General features: G+C 69.3%; 13 protein-coding genes. 9 read left to right on the top strand and 4 right to left on the bottom strand.

Translation table 11 applies throughout. The annotated features are described in order from the left end of the window. Nucleotides 1–150: 150 nt before the first annotated feature. Together AC5L3Z_RS22440 and AC5L3Z_RS22445 are read right to left on the bottom strand one after the other, a co-directional pair. Nucleotides 151–1,059 carry a hypothetical protein gene (locus AC5L3Z_RS22440; protein WP_494844796.1) on the bottom strand — a complete coding sequence of 303 codons (909 nt, stop codon included), beginning with the start codon at nucleotides 1,057–1,059 and terminating at the stop codon, nucleotides 151–153. Next, nucleotides 1,056–1,412, bottom strand: coding sequence for a PadR family transcriptional regulator (locus AC5L3Z_RS22445; RefSeq protein WP_494844797.1), 357 nt, complete (start codon nucleotides 1,410–1,412; stop codon nucleotides 1,056–1,058). The genes AC5L3Z_RS22440 and AC5L3Z_RS22445 overlap by 4 nt, the downstream gene beginning before the upstream one ends. A 148-nt stretch (nucleotides 1,413–1,560) precedes the next feature. On the opposite strand from AC5L3Z_RS22445, the gene AC5L3Z_RS22450 reads away from it, so the two are divergent. From AC5L3Z_RS22450 to AC5L3Z_RS22460, 3 genes are all read left to right on the top strand, one after another. Next, nucleotides 1,561–1,836 carry a hypothetical protein gene (locus AC5L3Z_RS22450; protein ID WP_494844798.1) on the top strand — a complete coding sequence of 92 codons (276 nt, stop codon included), beginning with the start codon at nucleotides 1,561–1,563 and terminating at the stop codon, nucleotides 1,834–1,836. Nucleotides 1,837–2,349: 513 nt separating this feature from the next. Beyond that, nucleotides 2,350–2,730 (top strand): VOC family protein, encoded by a 381-nt coding sequence (locus AC5L3Z_RS22455; RefSeq protein ID WP_494844800.1) that lies wholly within the window; start codon nucleotides 2,350–2,352, stop codon nucleotides 2,728–2,730. Between the two features lie 954 nt (nucleotides 2,731–3,684). Next, nucleotides 3,685–4,866 carry a low temperature requirement protein A gene (locus AC5L3Z_RS22460; protein WP_494844801.1) on the top strand — a complete coding sequence of 394 codons (1,182 nt, stop codon included), beginning with the start codon at nucleotides 3,685–3,687 and terminating at the stop codon, nucleotides 4,864–4,866. 119 nt (nucleotides 4,867–4,985) lie between these two features. Here AC5L3Z_RS22460 and AC5L3Z_RS22465 read toward each other — a convergent pair whose 3' ends face one another. Next, nucleotides 4,986–5,399, bottom strand: a complete 414-nt coding sequence (locus AC5L3Z_RS22465) for a hypothetical protein (RefSeq protein ID WP_494844803.1) — start codon at nucleotides 5,397–5,399, stop codon at nucleotides 4,986–4,988. Here AC5L3Z_RS22465 and AC5L3Z_RS22470 point away from each other — a divergent pair. Then, nucleotides 5,386–5,646, top strand: coding sequence for a tyrosine-type recombinase/integrase (locus AC5L3Z_RS22470; protein WP_494844805.1), 261 nt, complete (start codon nucleotides 5,386–5,388; stop codon nucleotides 5,644–5,646). The two genes, AC5L3Z_RS22465 and AC5L3Z_RS22470, sit on opposite strands and share 14 nt — an antisense overlap. 356 nt (nucleotides 5,647–6,002) lie before the next feature. Further along, nucleotides 6,003–6,806 (top strand): HAD family hydrolase, encoded by an 804-nt coding sequence (locus AC5L3Z_RS22475; RefSeq protein WP_334530785.1) that lies wholly within the window; start codon nucleotides 6,003–6,005, stop codon nucleotides 6,804–6,806. Nucleotides 6,807–6,867: 61 nt separating this feature from the next. On the opposite strand, the gene AC5L3Z_RS22480 is transcribed toward AC5L3Z_RS22475, so the two are convergent. Beyond that, nucleotides 6,868–7,614, bottom strand: a complete 747-nt coding sequence (locus AC5L3Z_RS22480; protein WP_334530782.1) for a Fic family protein — start codon at nucleotides 7,612–7,614, stop codon at nucleotides 6,868–6,870. A 209-nt stretch (nucleotides 7,615–7,823) separates the two neighbouring features. Here AC5L3Z_RS22480 and acs point away from each other — a divergent pair, with 209 nt between their 5' ends. From acs to AC5L3Z_RS22500, 4 genes are all read left to right on the top strand, one after another. Next, entirely contained in the window at nucleotides 7,824–9,788 is a 1,965-nt protein-coding gene (gene acs / locus AC5L3Z_RS22485) for an acetate--CoA ligase (RefSeq protein WP_494844807.1), read from the top strand. A 249-nt stretch (nucleotides 9,789–10,037) separates the two neighbouring features. Continuing rightward, a complete protein-coding gene (locus AC5L3Z_RS22490) occupies nucleotides 10,038–12,842 on the top strand; it encodes an immune inhibitor A domain-containing protein (protein ID WP_494844809.1) in 2,805 nt (934 codons plus the stop codon). 481 nt (nucleotides 12,843–13,323) lie between these two features. After that, nucleotides 13,324–13,590, top strand: coding sequence for a hypothetical protein (locus tag AC5L3Z_RS22495; protein WP_494844811.1), 267 nt, complete (start codon nucleotides 13,324–13,326; stop codon nucleotides 13,588–13,590). 375 nt (nucleotides 13,591–13,965) lie between these two features. Continuing rightward, nucleotides 13,966–16,272, top strand: coding sequence for an immune inhibitor A domain-containing protein (locus AC5L3Z_RS22500; RefSeq protein ID WP_494844813.1), 2,307 nt, complete (start codon nucleotides 13,966–13,968; stop codon nucleotides 16,270–16,272). The last annotated feature ends 155 nt before the right edge of the window (nucleotides 16,273–16,427 follow it).

Below are 16,427 nucleotides of genomic sequence, written 5' to 3' on the forward strand. Positions count from 1 at the left end.
ACCATTGGTCACCCCTTGACGGCCCCGCCACGGCCCAAAAATGGAGCCCGTCCCGGTCCGCGACAAAGAACGCACCGCGGGTGGCAGATGAGTGTGGTCAGCGGGGCGTCGATGAGGTTGGTGGACCGAAAGTGGTTCAAGCTCCGGTGTCTACATGCGGGCCTGGCGGCGGCCTGCGATCATGCCGGCTGCAAGCGTGATCACCATGACCGCCGTGAGGATGAGGACCGTGGTGATGGAGGTTCCCAGTTCCCACCCTGCCTGCTTGAAATAGAGCTCGTAGGTGGCTTGTGACAAGGCTGGCGGCAGGAGAAGCGCCGAGGCGACGATGGGCATCCGGGCGTCGATGGGCGCGGTGATGACGGCCAGTACGGCGAACGCGTACAGGGACATCAGTGGTGCGTCCGACCAGCCGTTGATCGGACTCGGCGTCAGAACGACGACTGCCAGCGCCCCGAGGACGGGCCAGGCCCACGGTTTGGTCACGGGCGTTCGGGGTGCGCGGAGCAGCCGTAGCAAGGCCAGCGAAGCCAGCAGCGCCGGCCAGAACTTGGGAGCAATCGCCCCCTGGAGGCCATGAACCGACCAGAGCGATTGGGTCCACCAGTTCGCCGACAGATGCTGCGCGACCACGGTCAATATCGCCGCAGCGAACGCCAGCCGGTAGTTACCCCACGCCGCAGCGAAGAGCGCGATGGTCAGCAGCGCCGGAATGACGATGAACCACCATGCGCCGAGGTTGTACGGGCCCTCCGACAGCATCGTCACGAAGAATGAGATCGGGCCCCCAGCCCAGAGTGTCATGCCGTACACGAGCAGGGACAGCGCGGACAGCCGCAGCGCGGAGTGTCCCAGCGCCGATCGCGAGCCGAGACGGTCCACGCCGGTGCGGGCGCGCAGCCCTCCGACCACGAGCGCCGCCGCTTCTCGAAGGTCCGGCCGCCGCCGCTGGTCAGCCGTGGCGAGCAGGGTTTCGAGCATCTCGTCGGCGCGATACTGCCGGTAGGCGCGGGGGTAGGCCCGCAGTAGCCACCGGTAACGGCGCTCCAGCTCAGTCATGCCGGCACCACCCAACCCGCCGCAACCGTCGAACGGACGGAACGGTCACGAACGACGCTCGCCGCCGCAGCCATCCGCTCCGCTTCCGCACGCAGCGCCGACATGCCTCGCTGGGTCAGCTCGTAGCTGCGGCGGGCACGGCCGTTGACCACCGCCTCCTCGGCCACCCGCACCATTTCTTCACCCGTGAGCCGGTCCAATGCGGCGTAGAGGGTGCCCGTCGTGAGGCGCACCCGCCCGTCGGACAACTCCTGCGCCCGCTTGACGATCGCGTAGCCGTGCAAGGGTTCGTCCTGCAACGCGGCCAAGATGAAGTAGGTGGGTTCGCGCATCGACGCGAAGGATTTGGTCATGTCGTCGACATAAGCAGATGATCGACGCATAGGTCAAGACTCGATGTGCGCGACGGCGGCGACGCGGGGTGGTTGGCGTTGGCCGCTCTGGAACAGGCATCCTTGCCTGGTGCCGCCGCTGCTGACTGAGGACGAGTACAAGGCAACGATGGGACCCCACCCCACAAGAGTGGGTCCGGACCAGGAACCCCCCTTCGACTTCTGGCCCTACTTCGACTCCATCCCCGAAGACGACTTCAACGGGCACGACTTCTCCGAAGGCCGCGTCACCTACGCCTGGCAGTCCCCGGACGGGGCACACCAACACGTCCTGGTCGACTGCGAGACGCCCAACGTGTTCCTGGTCCTCGTGCTCGACCTACACGCCTCCTCGGTCCTCGGTCACCACCTACTCGACCTCAACCGGCTCTACGGACTCGCCTGAGCCGGGCAACCCACCCAGTCGCCGGACTCACCCCGCAAAGGGACGACCCCCGTCGGGGGGATGCGGCCTCAAGCTGTCGCCTGCCGCCGGCTGGTAGTGACCCGCGCCGACGAGCAGGTGCCGGGCATCGTCGGTTGATGTTGCGGACCGACCCGCGTCAAGGCTCGTGCTGCCTCCTTGCTGCCTCGCTGGTTGGGTTGCGGTCGGCAGCCGCGTCGCCGGACACTGTCTTGCAAAGGCGGCTCCATACAATTGATGCTTGCTGATCAATGCCGACGACTGGTGTCGTCGTCCGGGACTTTGCTGTCCCGTACCAACGGTTGACGGCTGTTGTCGCGCGTCTCGCTGACTTCCTTGCTGACTGACGACCGTCAGGGCTCAGCCCGACGGCACCCTCGTCCAGCCCCGCTCGCCTCGCCCGGTACGATCGCGAGCTTGTTCGCACTGCAGGGAGCCCGTGGGATCCGCGTGCGGCCGCCCCGGCATTTCCCATGCTGAGAGTAGGTTTCGTCAATGGCATGCCGTATCAGTGAGCTCGTGCTCAAGTGCCGTGACCCCGAGGTGCTGGCGCGGTTCTGGTGCGAGGTCCTGGACTTCATAGAGCTCGATCGCGAGGAGGGGGTCTACATCGAGATAGGCCCGCGCGAAGGGTTCGGCGGCCCGCAGCCGACGATCTTCCTCATCCGCAACGACGAGCCTAAGAACGGGCATGCCCGGCTGCACATCGACGTCAACCCCACCGACCGCGATCAGGACGCCGAGCTCGAGCGCCTCCTGGCCGCCGGGGCCAAACTCGTCGACATCGGTCAGCCTGAGGATGCGTCCTGGCACGTCCTCGCCGATCCAGAAGGCAACGAGTTCTGCCTGCTCAAGCGCCGCCTCGACCCACTCTGACGGCCCTCGCCCAAACGATCGACGCAGCCGCCACCCCGCAGCCGCCGACAAGATCTGGCGACCCCATCAATAGCTGGGGGGCCGGGTGGATGCTCGACCCGCCCCGTGTCGCATGCGTGTTGGTGAGGCATTGACCCAGCCAGCGGAACCTCGCCATCCCGTCGCCGTCGACCCGCCCTTGTGGGAGCGAGCCGCCGTCGGGGCCGCCACGTCAAGACGGCCTTGACGCACGGACGGACGCTGGCGGTCCCGGCGGCGGTCTGCTCGGCTCGCCCCGGGTCTTCGGCGGTGGGATGGCGCTACCGCAACCACCCACGGACCGCGACCCGCCGACGGAGCCCCGGCCATCCTGGAGCCGGAGCGCCCCCGCCGGAGGCGCACTAACCGCAACCCCGCGACCGCCGCCAGCTCGCCGACGCGGCCGGCGTGCGCTCCCCTACGCCGCGCGGGCTCGTGGCCGCGCGGCCCGGCCGGCTGCCGGCCCACCACCTCACTCGTCAACGATCTGTCGTTCTGCGGCGGCCCCCGGGCTTCCCGCTGTCCGCGCCAGCCGCCGGGCGTCAGGCGTGACGGCCGCAGAGCGACAGCGGCAGCGGCCGGCGCGCGCCCAGGCGGCGGCGCGTGCGGCCCGCTCAGGGCCGCCTTGAAGACGTACAGAAACTTTGAACCACATGGCCGGCGGCCGGCTGTCCGGTCTCAGGACCTGCGTGACATATCGGTATCAGGACCTGGGTGACACTCCGCCCTCTGTAGCACCGGCCGACGCTTGGCCAAGGTCGACGAGCTAATCCGAACCCGCGGCGACGGATGGAAGGAACTCATCGGCCTCGACCGTCGCCCGTCCGTGTAACGCGGGTCGCTCGATCCAGTCCACGGCAGCACGTCCGCGGTCACCGCCGCCGCCGCATGTCAGAATGCCCTAAACTGGGCAAAGCTGGCAGAACGGGCGAGCCGATGACGACGAGCAGGACCGCCGAGCTGCTGCGGAAAGCCGGGGATCCACAGCGGGCTACGTTCCTGGAACTCTTCTTCGACCTGGTGTTTGTCCTCGCGCTCGTTCAGCTCTCGCGCGGCCTGGCTGAAGATCTCGGGTGGAGCGGTGCCTTCCGGACGTTGGTGCTGTTGGGGGCCATGTGGTGGGTCTGGTCCAGCACCGCGTGGCTAACCGACCGGACGGACCCGCAACGACCGGTATTCCAGGCGCTGGTCATCGCGACCATGGTCGGCAGCCTGGTGATGGCGGCCGCGGTGCCCGAGGCATTCGGCGACACGGGCCTGATCTTCGCGGGCGCCTACGTCGCCATCCAGTTCGTCCGCGGGCTCGTCCTCGTGACCGTTCTGCGGGGCCACGAACTGCAGCGCCACGGCATGCGCGGGCTGTTCTGGTACGGCCTGTCGGCGCTGCCGTGGATCGCGGGGGCGCTCGTGCACGGCACGGCGCGTGGCGCGTTGTGGGCACTCGCGGTGCTCCTTGACCACACGGCAGGCAGAACCGGCTTCCCCACCCCGGGGGCGGGCCGTACTCCCAGTCGAGACCTTGTGATCTCGGGCGAGCACCTGTCCGAGCGCTACCGGCAGTTCTTCATCATCGCGCTCGGCGAGCTGATCCTGGTTACCGGACTGGCGCTGAGCAGCAGCGGCTTCGCGCCGGACGTGGTCGCCGCGTTCGCAGTGTCGATCGCGACCACCGTACTGCTGTGGCGGATCTACATCTACCGCGCTGGGCAAGTCCTGGCGGAAGCGATTGCCGTCTCTGCCGACCCGGTCCGCCTCGCCCGATCGGCGTCATACGCCCACCTGGCCATGGTGGTCGGCGTGGTCGCTGCAGCCGTCGGCGCCGAACTCGTCATCGCCCATCCACTCGGGCACACCCCACCGGCCTGGATCGCCGTCATCCTCGGCGGACCCGCGCTGTACCTGGCCGGGCGCGCCCGCTTCGAGCACGCGGTATTCGGCCGCGTGTCCCGGTCCCGACCGATCGGCGTCCTTGCGCTGGCCGCCCTGACACCGGCGATGCTCCCCCTGCCGCCACTCGTGGTCGCCGCCGCTGCCACCCTCGTCCTGACCGGGATCGCCATATCCGACGCAGCCCGCGCCCGCAGACGCCCGTCCGAGCCGCCGTCACCACCCGGCTAGCCGGATGTGTCACCCATGTCTTGAGACTGTTCTGTCACGCAGGTCCTGAGACCCGACATCGCCGACGGCCGGCCGCCTCAGTTGGCGTAGACCGCTGTGGCGTCGTCGCTGCCTTTGTTTCAGGGCCACTTGGTGCCGTTCGGGTGGGCTGCCTCGATCGCTCGGACCCGGCGGATCAGCTCGGTCGGGCCGTGCTCGTCCAGGACGTCGAGCACTCCTCGCCAGTCGAGCAGGTCGAACATCGTGACCAGCCGTGCGGCGCCATCGGTCAGCACGGCCAGCCGTCGGACAGCCGTAAGCGGAATCTGTCCGGTGATCGCGTGTGTGACTACGGCGGGATCTGCCGCAGCTACCCAGAAGCCTCCTGGCTGGTTCCGCAACGCCAACTCGGCGTGTTTCATCCGCAGGAGGGCTGCCTGCTTCTGGGCGGAGCCGAACGGGTACCGGTTGGCCTCGGCTCGCTCGGCCTGGGCCGTCGTGTCGACCCGGTCGTCGTTGAAGACCTCGATCCCATCGGTGGTGTCGACCACCACCGTCGTATCGCCGAGCACGAGCGCCTACGCCACTTGGCTGGTCACTGACGGCGTCCCGATCAACCTGGTGCAGCGGGTCATGGGCCATGAGCAGGCGTCCACGACGCTCAATCGTTATACGCACACCCCGGACGACTACGCCGCCCGCGTCCTGGCCGCTTTCGACAGCTCTGCTGCCTTTCTGCTGCCTCCGGCCGGTGAAATGCCCTCGGAGAGCCCCTTCGATGGGGACGGAGACGACCTGTGACCTGGGCCGCAGCGCTCACGCCGCAAAGGGACGACCCCCGTCGGGGGGAGACGGGGGTCGTCGGGAGGTTCGGCTCCGGGGGGGTTGAGCCGAACCAACTCGGCGGTCACGGGGGGTGCGACCGTCGAGGGTCTGTCAGCGGTCCGAGACATGAACACGCGTCGTAAGGACAAGCATGCCCGAGCGGAGTGTTCACGTCGAGTGGTGCCGACCCCACTCACCGCGAATTTGTGATCGCAGCGTGTGACGGCCGTCACGTTGCTCAGGGATGTGTCGTTGGCCCGGGAGACCGATCTGAGGTGGTGGTGACCCCGGGCACCCGCCGACGATAGACCATCGGGCTAGACTTTCGCGCCGTGGGCCGAAGTGCCGCTTTCTTCGATCTGGACAAGACCGTCATCGCCAAGTCGAGCGCCCTGGCGTTCGGTCGGCCGTTCTACCGGGACGGGCTGATCACACGGCGTGACGTCGTCAAGTCGGCGTACGCGCAGCTGATGTTCCGGCTGGGCGGCACCGACGAGCAGACCATGGCCCGGACCCGGGACTACCTGGCCACGCTCTGCAAGGGCTGGCAGGTGGAACAGGTCCGCCAGATCGTCGCGGAGACCCTGCACGAGCTGATCAACCCCTACGTGTACGCCGAAGCCGCCGCCCTGATCGAGGAGCACCAGGCGGCCGGGCGGGACGTCGTGCTGGTCTCCGCCTCCGGCGAGGAGATGGTCCGCCCGATCGGCGAGCTGCTGGGCGTGACCGACGTGATCGCCACCCGGATGGCGGTGGAGGACGGCCGCTACAGCGGCGCGGTGGAGTTCTACGCCGCCGGCTCCAGCAAGGTGGAGGCGGTGAGCGAGCTGGCCACCGCCCGGGGGTACGACCTCGCCGACTCGTACGCCTACTCCGACTCGTACAGCGATCGCCCGCTGCTGGAGTGCGTCGGGCATCCCACCGTGGTCAACCCGGACCGGGCGCTGCGCAGGCTCGCCGCGGAGAACGCCTGGCCGGTGCTGGAGTTCCGGCACCCGATCCCGCTGGGCCGACGGCTGCGCGAACGTCCGGCCGTGCCGGTCGCCGCGGCGGCGCTGGGCGTCGGCGTCGGGGTGGCCATCGGCATCGCCTGGTACGGCCGGCACCGCCGCACCAAGATCGCCCCGGTGGTCTGAACGGGCCCACCCGCCCTCTCCCGCCCCCGACGCGCCGCCAGGCCGACGGGGAGGACCGTCGTCAGGAGTTGGCGAGCACCTCGTCGCCGATCACGGTGAGCTGGTCGGCGCCGACCTCGACGGCCGTCATGTAGTGCCGCAGCCAGGAGCGCAGCCCGTCCGGGGTGCCGGTGGCGAAGGCACCGGCCGAGCCGACGTACTCCGGTTCCCGCTCTCGGTGGGCGACGTCGACGGCGACCAGGCCGCGCGGGTCGAAGCCGCGCGACATCAGCACCAGCCGGGCGGCGGCCCGGGCCACCACGCCCGACGGCCCGGCGAACGGGCGCAGGTTCAGCAGCTCCCCGTGGACGACGGCGGCCAGCACCAGCGGTGGCACGTTCGTGCCGCCGGCGACCAGCCCGGCCAGCCCGTCCAGTCGGGCGGCGACGACCGGGTCGGTCACCGGCCGGCCCAGCTCGGACTCGGGCACGGCGTCGCGGGCGGCGAGCACGTGCAGCTTGGCGAGGGCCTGCCGGGGCGCCTTGGGCCAGAGCTCGGTGAGGCCGGGCAGCGCCCCGGCGACCCGCAGCGCCCCCTGCACCACGGGTTCGGTGACCGTGCCGGCGCGGACCGCCTCGCGCTCGTGGTCGTACCCCTCGAGGGCGGCGCTGGCCACCGCGGAGCGGAGGCTGACCTCGGCCGCGACCTGGCCGCCGTGCCGGCGCAACGCGCGGTGCCGCATGGCCTCGTCGACCCGCTCGCGGGCCCGTTCGACGGCGGGGGCGATGTCGGCGAGCGCGAGCAGCGGCGCGAGCGGATCGGTGGTCACCCCGTCACGCTAGCGACCCGGGTGTCTCCACCGACCCGCACCCGCCCCCGAGGCGACCCGGACCACCGACTCCGGGACGCGCGGAGCCGTCGGGCGCGTCGCGTGGGCCGCTGGGCGCGCGCCGGCTGCGGGGGCTCTCGCGGGCGCCGGTAGCCGGGACTAACCTCAGCCCGGTAGGAGACGCAGGCCACGCGAGAAGGAGTCACCGCATGAGCGAGGCATTGGCCAATCTGCTGAACGAGACGCGCCAGTTCCCGCCCCCGGCCGCACTCGCCGCGGAGGCCAACGTCACCGCCGACGCGTACGCGGAGGCCGCCGAGGACCGGCTGGCCTTCTGGGAGCGCCAGGCCGGGCGGCTGGCCTGGGCGAAGCAGTGGGACCAGGTGCTCGACTGGTCGAACCCGCCGTTCGCGAAGTGGTTCGTCGGCGGCCGGCTCAACGTGGCGTACAACTGCCTGGACCGGCACGTGGAGGCCGGCCACGGTGACAAGGTGGCGATCCACTGGGAGGGCGAGCCGGGCGACACCCGCACCCTCACCTACGCGGACCTGCACCGGCTGACCTGTCAGGCGGCGAACGCGCTGACCGAGCTGGGCGTGACCGCCGGCGACCGGGTGGCGATCTATATGCCGATGATCCCGGAGGCGGCGGTCGCGATGCTGGCCTGCGCCCGGATCGGCGCCACCCACAGCGTGGTCTTCGGCGGCTTCTCGGCCGACGCGCTGACCAACCGGATCCAGGACGCCAGCGCCAAGGTGGTGATCACCGCCGACGGTGGCTACCGGCGGGGCAAGCCGTCGGCGCTGAAGCCGACGGTGGACGAGGCGGTGGCGAACTGCCCGTCGATCGAGCACGTGCTGGTGGTCCGCCGCACCGGCGAGGACGTCGCCTGGTCGGCGAAGGACCACTGGTGGCACGAGACGGTGGAGACCGCGCCGGCCGAGCACACGGCGGAGGGGTTCGACGCCGAGCACCCGCTCTTCATCCTCTACACCAGCGGCACCACGGCCCGGCCGAAGGGCATCCTGCACACCACCGGCGGCTACCTGACCCAGGCGGCGTGGACGACGCACGCCGTGTTCGACCTGAAGCCGGAGTCGGACGTCTACTGGTGCACCGCCGACATCGGCTGGGTCACCGGGCACTCCTACATCGTGTACGGGCCGCTGGCCAACGGCGCCACCCAGGTGATGTACGAGGGCACCCCGGACACCCCGCACAAGGGCCGGTTCTGGGAGATCGTCGACCGGTACGGCGTGACCATCCTGTACACCGCGCCCACCCTGATCCGCACCATGATGAAGTGGGGCGATGACATCCCCGCCGGGTACGACCTGGCCTCGCTGCGGCTGCTGGGCAGCGTCGGCGAGCCGATCAACCCGGAGGCCTGGATGTGGTACCGGCAGCACGTCGGCAAGGGCGAACTGCCGATCGTGGACACCTGGTGGCAGACCGAGACCGGCGCCATGATGATCTCGCCGCTGCCCGGCGTGACCGAGGCGAAGCCGGGTTCCGCGATGACCCCGCTGCCGGGCATCAGCGCCGACGTGGTGGACGACCAGGGCAACTCGGTGCCGAACGGCGGCGGCGGCTACCTGGTGCTACGTGAGCCGTGGCCGTCGATGCTGCGCACCATCTGGGGCGACGACGACCGGTTCATCGAGACGTACTGGTCCCGGTTCCCGGGGATGTACTTCGCCGGCGACGGGGCGAAGAAGGACGACGACGGGCACATCTGGCTGCTGGGCCGGGTGGACGACGTGATGCTGGTGTCCGGGCACAACATCTCCACCACCGAGGTGGAGTCGGCGCTGGTGTCGCATCCGTCGGTGGCCGAGGCGGCGGTGGTCGGCGCCACCGACCCCACCACCGGTCAGGCGATCGTCGCCTTCGCCATTCCGCGCGGCACCACCGACACCGCGGGCGAGGCGGGTGAGAAGCTCATCGCCGAGCTGCGCGACCACGTCGCGAAGACGCTCGGCCCGATCGCCAAGCCCCGACAGATCATGCTGGTGCCGGAGCTGCCGAAGACCCGCTCCGGCAAGATCATGCGCCGCCTGCTGCGGGACGTGGCGGAGAACCGCTCGCTGGGCGACGTCACCACCCTCCAGGACTCCTCGGTGATGGAGATGATCTCCTCGGGGATGGGTGGCGGCAAGTCCGACGAGGACTGACGCCAGCGCGTACATCGAGGTGGGTGACGGTCCGCGCGGACCGTCACCCACCGTCGTTTTCTGACGGGTACGGCCCGCGGCGCGCGACGGCCGTCACATCGGTCGGTCGGGGGAGCCGGGAGAAGCTGATCGGTCACAGGAGACCTCCAGCACTGTTGTTCATCTTCTTTCTGATTTAGGTTCACGCAGGTCGGGCCGGTTCGATGGATGTCACATCGATGGCAGGCCCCGGCCGACACCCCCTCCCCCATGCCCGAGAAACGGAGCGGCATGAACACCTTCCCGCAATCCGGGTCACGCCGACGACTACTCGTCGCGCTGCCCGCCATCGCCCTCGCCGCCACGTCACTGACCGTGACCGGCAGCGCGGCCGCCCAGACGTCCGGGCCCGCCCGGGCCACGATCGGGGCGGACGAGTTCTACATCAACTACTCCGAGCCGGCCGTCCAGCCGGACAGTGACGGCCGCGAGGTCAAGGGCAAGGGTGGCATCCACGCCCCGGCGGTCGAGCAGGCGCGGACGTACGACCGCAAGTTCGCCCGCGGCAACCCCGTCACGGCGAAGCAGCTGGCGAAGACCGAGGCCGAGGCGATCAAGACGGGTAAGAACCCGCGGCAGATCAAGCAGGCCAAGGGCACCCAGACCGCCAAGCTGTTGACCCTGCTGGTGGAGTTCAACGACCAAGCCAACGACGACTTCACCGACGTCATGGTCCCCAAGACGGTCTTCGAGGACCGGAGCTGTGTCCTCGGCACCGTGCAGAACGGACCGAAGCACAACAACATCCCGGACCCGGGCTCCCTGCCGCACGAGGACAACAACTCGATGTGGGTGCCGGACTTCTCCCCGGAGCACTTCAACAAGATGCTCTACACCAAGGAGGGCATCACCGAGCGGGTCCGCAAGGACCTGACCGGGCCGGACGGCAAGCCGGGCGTCGACCTCGCCGGCCGCACCATGCACAACATGTACCTGGAGATGTCCAAGGGCGCGTACACGGTGGACGGGCAGGCCAGCCCGTGGATCACCGTGCCGCACTCCGAGGGCTGGTACGCGGCCTCCCGCTGCTTCCAGGATGAGAACGGCAACTGGGTCGCCGGGCGCCAGCAGGCGATGAACGGCCACCCGGACAACCCGCAGGGCGCCGGCCGGCTCGCCACCGACGCGGTCGACACGCTCGCGAAGATGGACCCGGACTTCCCGTGGGCCGACTACGACATCGAGGACCAGGGCGACCGGGACGGTGACGGCAACGTCTACGAGCCGGACGGCGTGATCGACCACCTGGTGCTGGTCCACGCCGGCCAGGGCAAGTCCCGCGGTGGGGGCGCCGAGGGCGTGTACGCGGTGTGGGCGCACTCCTCGTCGGTTCCGGGCGGCTACCGGATCCCGGGTACCGACCTGCAGGTCTCGAACTACATCGTGCAGCCCGAGGACGCCGGGGTCGGTGTCTTCGCCCACGAGTTCGGTCACGACCTGGGCCTGCCGGACCTCTACGACACCTCCGGCAACGCCGACTCGGACGTCGACTTCTGGGACCTGATGGCCTCCGGCTCGCACTCCGGCGAGATCTTCCAGGCGCTGCCGACGCACATGGGCCTCTGGGACAAGTGGGTGCTCGGCTGGGCGGACCCGCTGAACGTCAACCCGGGTGCCACCCCGCGTGACGTGCAGCTGGGCCAGACCTCGCGGACCCCGGTCGGCACCAAGGACGGCATCAAGGTCAACCTGCCGAACAAGGTGATCACGCTGGCCACGCCGCACAGCGGCGCGAACATGTGGTACACCGGCGCCGACCAGGACTGGGCCGACATCAAGTTGACCCGTTCGGTGGCGGTGCCGGCGGCGGCCGACGCGAAGTTCTGGATGTGGAACAACTACGTCATCGAGGAGGACTGGGACTACGGCTTCGTCGAGGTCTCCACCGACGGTGGCACGACCTGGGCCGAGCAGAAGGTCTACGACTCGACCGGCAAGCTGGTCAGCACCAACGACGGCTACGCCGACCCGAACGGCCGGATGGTGGACTTCGGCAACAAGAAGTACGGCCTGACCGGTGACAGCCACGGCTGGCGGCACGACTACGTCGACCTGTCGGCGTACGCCGGGAAGACGGTGCAGTTGCGGCTGCGCCAGGCGACCGACGAGGCGTTCGTGGAGCGCGGCTGGTTCTCCGACGACTTCTCGGTGACCGGCGGTGGCACCACCACCTGGAGCGACAACGTCGAGGGCGGGGCCAACGGCTGGACCCCGACCGGCGGCACCTTCGTCGACACCACCGGCCCGGGCTGGCGGATCGACGGCGGCACCACCAACCAGGCGCACTACTACCTGGCCGAGTGGCGCAACTTCGACGGCTTCGACAACGGCCTGAAGTACGCGTACGACACGGTGTACTCGCGCGACGCCTGGAAGGTCGACAAGCTCTCCTACAACGCGCCGGGCATGCTGGTCTGGTACCGGGACACCGCGCTGGGCGACGTCAACCACGTCACCGCGCAGATGACCGCGCTGCCCAGCTACGGCGCCAAGGGCGGGCTGCTGATCGTCGACTCGCACTTCGACCCGTACCGCCGCCAGGGTGAGGCGGCCGTCAAGGACCCGTCGACGCTGGACAACCTGCCCAGCCGTCCGCAGTCCGCCAACGCGGCCTTCTCCCTCAAGCCCACGTACGGCTTCAAGGAGTGCCTGGAGGCGGCGAACGAGCCGTACAGCGAGTACTGCACCACCTTCGGCGCGCAGCCGGCGGTGCCGGGCTTCACCGACGCCAAGGGCTGGTACCCGGGCATCGAGGTGCGCGGTGGCTCGCTCTTCGCCCGAGACAACGACGCCTCCGTGGTGATCCCGTCGAAGGGCAACGTGCCCTACACCACCCGGGTCACCAACCCGGACGGCAGCCCGGCCACCGGCCTGTACGGCACGAACCTCGGGTTCACCGTGCTGGGCTCCGGTAACCCGGGTGACCAGGGTGCCGCCTACGGCGTCACCATCACCATCAAGCAGACGGCGAAGGACAACTCGTACGCCACGGTCCACGTGACCCCGGCGAACTGATCCGAGCGCCACACCCGCACGACGTTCGATCGGCGGCCCGTCCGGAGCACTCCGCTCCGGACGGGCCGTCCGTGTTCGAGGCCATCCGCCCGTCCGCGTGCCGGTCCCCGCTCGGCATTGGAGTGGAACGAGATCGACTGGAACTTCCGGGACTGGCTCAGTGGCACTACGCAGCTACCATCGATGATCGTCGCACCGACACCGGAGTTGCGGTGTCGGTGCCCGCTGCCCGCTCAGGGAGGGACTTCGGATGAGCCGCCATGCCACGCGCGTCGTCTCTTCACTGCTGGCCGGGGCGGCGGTCATGTTCGCCGGGGCGGCATGCGACTCCGAGAGCCGTGAGAGGGGCGGACCCGCGCCCTCCCCCACGGCGGCCGGCGAGCCGACCGGGCCACACCACACCGACGCACCCCGGACGACGGATCCTCCCCGTTTTCCCGAGCTGGACCTTCCGGCGGATGCTCGCGTTCTGGTCCCCGTCATGGAGGGCACCGAGGCCGCTGACACACCGCGATTCACGGTGCCTGACATGAAGTACCGCGTCTATTGGATGTGCACCGGCGGCGGCACGGTCAAGCTCGACGGTGAAGGCCGCAAGGCAGTGCCGTGCGACGGCGTCATCCACCGGATGACCGTTCTGACGGATGCCGAGACCGCCGTGGTGCGGGTTCGGCCGCGTGGCCCTTCGGTCCGCTGGTCCCTGGCTGTCATCGAAACCGACAATCCGTCCTTCATCACCCCTGGCTGAGCGATGGCGCCGCTCTGGGTTGAGCGACAGCGCCGCTCCGGGTCGCCGGTCCGACCAAGGTGCCACCGGCCCCGCCCTCTTACGTTCGCCTGCGTTTCTTGCCGCCCGGTGTGACACTCCTGTTGGCCGCAGCGCTCCCCTATGGGGACTCCATAATCACCGTCACGCACCGCGATCGTGGCCAAAACGTGACGTGATGAGGCGACGCATCCGCACGGCGCTTAGGGGGTTTTTGACCGGGAATGTTGGCCGGTCAACCCGGTAATTGACCCGTGACAATCGTCGCAGCCTCTGCCATCGTGAGTGACGCATCACATGACACCACCCGCTTCGGCAGGCACCGTCATGTAACAGTTCCACAAAGGAGGAGGACCTTTGAGGAGACGAGTCACGGCGGGCCTGGCTTCGGCCGCGGCCGCGCTGCTGGCGGCCGGCGTCGTCACGGCCCCGGCCTCCGCCGCTCCGGCGGCGGAGCCCGCTCCCGGCGCCGACCGGGCGAAGCACGGCAGGGACAACCTCCCGGATCCGAAGGCGGATCAGCAGCGGGAGGTGCGCAAGCAGGCCATCGCCGACCTGCTCCAGGGCAAGGCCAAGCTCCAGACGCGCAACGGCTCCAAGGTCATCCAGGTCAAGGACGACCTGTTCGTCGAGTACCAGCAGCCGCCGAAGACCGATCCGATCTTCACGATGCTGGTCGAGTTCGGCGACCGGATCGACGCCCGGACCGGCGGAGCTGCCGGCCCGGTCCGTAACCAGATCCCCGAGCCGGACCGCGACTGGGACGGCGGCGCCACCGACGACAACAGCACGCTCTGGCGGGCCGACTTCAACCGGGCCCACTACCAGGACATGATGTTCGGTCCCGGCGAGTCGATGCGGGACTTCTACGCCAAGCAGTCCGGTGGTCGCTACACAGTCAACGGCGACGTGAGCGAGTGGGTCAAGGTTCCGTTCAACGAGGCGCGGTACGGCAGCCCCAAGATCTCCGAGGCCGACGGGTACTGGAACTTCGTCAAGGACAGCGCCACCTCCTGGTACGACGCCCAGATCGCGGCGGGGAAGACCCCGGCCCAGATCAAGGAGTACCTGGCCCAGTTCGACATCTGGGACCGGTACGACTTCGACGGCGACGGCGACTTCAACGAGGCCGACGGCTACATCGACCACTTCCAGGCGGTGCACGCCGGTGAGGGCGAGGAGGCCGGCGGCGGCGCCGAGGGCGAGGACGCCATCTGGTCGCACCGGTGGGCCGCCTTCCCGAACCTCGCGGGCTCCGCGGGTCCGGCGGGCAACCTCGCCGGTGGTGTCCAGATCGGTGACACCGGCATGTGGATCCGGGACTACACCACCGAGCCGGAGAACGGCGGCCTGGGCGTCTTCGCCCACGAGTACGGCCACGACCTCGGCCTGCCGGACCTGTACGACACGGCCGGTGGCGACAACGGTGTCGGCTTCTGGAGCCTGATGGCCTCGGGTTCGTGGCTCAGCCACGGCAAGGACGACATCGGATCGACCCCGGGCTACATGGACCCGTGGTCGAAGCTGTACCTCGGTTGGCTGAACCACTCGACCGTGGCGTACGGCAAGGGCAGCACCCAGGTGACCCTCGGCCCGGCCGGTGACAGCGACGGGCCGAAGGCCCAGGCGGTCGTGGTCAACCTGCCGGCGCAGACCCAGACCACCTCGTACAACACCCCGTTCGCGGGGGCGAACGAGTGGTGGGGCGGCAGCGCGGACGACCTGAACACCACGCTGACCCGCCAGCTGGACCTGACCGGTGCGACCTCCGCGTCGATCACCGCGAAGGCCTGGTACGACATCGAAGAGGACTACGACTACCTCTACGCCGAGGTGTCCACCAACGGTGGCGCCACCTGGGCACCGCTGCGCACCTCTTCGATCGACGCCGGTGAGACCGGGGTCGACGGCTCCACCAGCGGCAACTGGGTCGACCTGAGCTACGACCTGTCGGCGTACGCCGGGCAGACCGTGCAGTTCCGCTACCGCTACCAGACCGACGGCGGCGTGCACCTCGCCGGCGCGTTCCTGGACGACGTGTCGCTGGTCCGCAACGGCGCCGCCGTCTGGACCGATGGCGCGGAGACGCTGGACGCGGCGTGGACGGCCAAGGGCTTCACCCGGATGACCGGCTCGGTGACCGCCACGTACCCCCGCTTCTACATCGCGGAGAACCGGACCTACCTCGGGTACGACGACACCCTGCGGACCGGCGGGTACAACTACGGCTTCGCCACCACCCGCCCGAACTGGGTGGAGCGCTTCTCCAACCACCAGGGCATGCTCGTCTGGTACGTGAACTACGCCTACGGCGACAACAACACCTCGGAGCACCCGGGCTACGGCCTGAACCTCCCGGTGGACGTCCGCCCGGGTCAGATCAAGGTCGACGGCGTGGGCACCATCAGCAACCGCCGCAACGGCTACGACGCGACCTTCAGCCGGTACGCCAAGCCGGCCCAGACCTTCCACCGCAACGGTGTCCCGGTCACGGTCCCGGCGCTCGAGGCGAACCCGGTCTTCACCGACAGCGGGGCGAACAAGTACTGGAACAACAGCAACCCGTGGAACTCGGTGAAGGTGGCCGGCACCGGCACCAGGATCGAGATCCTGAAGCAGGGCACCAACCCGACCGACGACATGGTCGTGAAGGTCACCAACTGATCGACTGATCAACGATTTCGACGGCGGGGCCGGTGGCGGATGCCACCGGCCCCGCCTGCTTTGCAGGCCACCGCAAAGTGATCGAAAACTGTCACTGCAATTGCCGTCGTCGAGGTCCCGGCTGCTCATGGCCGTGGATGGGAAGTCCGATTGTG

This window comes from Micromonospora sp. LZ37, from assembly GCF_059359015.1.